The organism is Azohydromonas australica DSM 1124 (assembly GCF_000430725.1).
In the GTDB taxonomy this organism is placed as follows: Bacteria; Pseudomonadota; Gammaproteobacteria; order Burkholderiales; family Burkholderiaceae_C; genus Azohydromonas; species Azohydromonas australica.
Genome location: NZ_AUMO01000169.1, coordinates 1 through 1,261, shown reverse-complemented (window position 1 = coordinate 1,261; position 1,261 = coordinate 1). Strand labels below are relative to the sequence as shown.

1 protein-coding gene is annotated in these 1,261 nt (G+C 52.5%); it reads left to right on the top strand.

Annotated elements, in window-relative coordinates; all coding sequences use genetic code 11:
- The first annotated feature begins 137 nt into the window (after window positions 1–137).
- Window positions 138–1,211 (top strand): IS630 family transposase, encoded by a 1,074-nt coding sequence (locus tag H537_RS51375; RefSeq protein WP_211235042.1) that lies wholly within the window; start codon window positions 138–140, stop codon window positions 1,209–1,211.
- Window positions 1,212–1,261 lie beyond the last annotated feature (50 nt).

The following is a 1,261-nucleotide window of genomic DNA, read 5'->3' as shown; positions in this document are numbered from 1 at the left end:
TCAAGATCAGTCCACTGCAGACTGTCCACACGTTGATAAGGACGTCCCTCTTTGGAGTCGTCCACATAACGATTGTCCTTGAGCGGGCAGTAATATTAACGTGGCAATCTAAATTAGCATGAACTATATTTGTTGCCATGGATACGCTCGATGGCCGCAAACTTTCGGAAGACAACCTGCAACTGATGCGCCGACTGGCTCACCGTTTGCGAAAGAAAAATTACACCTGGGAAGAGGTGGCAGATATTTTGGGGTTGACTCTCGCAGCTGTCATCAACTGGGGGAAGCGTTATGGCGTGGGAGGCAGGGATAAAGACCTTCACGTTTCATCGGGCCGACGTGGTGCCAGATATGGAGAGCGTCGCACTCTGAACTTGGCGCGAGAGACTCTTTTGCGCGACGAAATCCTGCGGCGTTCTCCGAACAAATTGGGACTGCCTTATGCCGTGTGGAATCGTCGAGCGGTTCAAGCAGCGGTCAAGCTGCTATGGGATATCGACATGCCGATTCGCACCGTTGGAGAGTATTTGCGGCGCTGGGGCTTCACGCCGCAACGTCCTGCCAAGCGGGCGTTGGAGCGAAACCCGGTGGAGGTTCAGCGTTGGCTGGAGATTCGGTATCCGGCCATCAGGCGCCGAGCGATGGCTCAGAATGCCATCATCCTGTGGGAGGACGAGACGCAAGTACGGCAAGACGCTGCTTGGGCAAGGAGCTATGCGCCTCGCGGAGACACGCCGGAGCAGGAGCATACGGTGCGGCGCCCTAAATTCGGTCTCACCATGGCTTCTGCACTCAGCAATCAGGGATTGATGCGGTTTGAGTTTCTTGACGGAAGCATGAACGCAGATGCTTTCATTGGGTTCATGAAAAACCTGATCCGCAAATCGGAACAGAAAATATTTCTCATCGTTGACTGCCTGTCAGCGCACAAAGCTCAAAAAGTTCGTGAATGGGTGGACGCAAACAGGGAACATATCCAGCTGTTTTTTCTGCCACCATACTCTCCAGAGTTGAACCCGGATGAATGGGTAAATCGAGATCTCAAAACTGAACTGAGGACGCGGCCAGCCACCAACCATGCTGGCACACTGAAGGGCATGGCTTATCGTTTCATGACAACCCTGGAATCCTCGGTTGAGCGGGTTGCAAGTTACTTTTGCAATTGGCACGTCGCTTATGCTGGCTCAATGCAGAATATGTATTCTGTATGATTGCCTAGTTAATAGAAGAGCTTCTTGGAAGCGATGTAGGCCATGAGAGC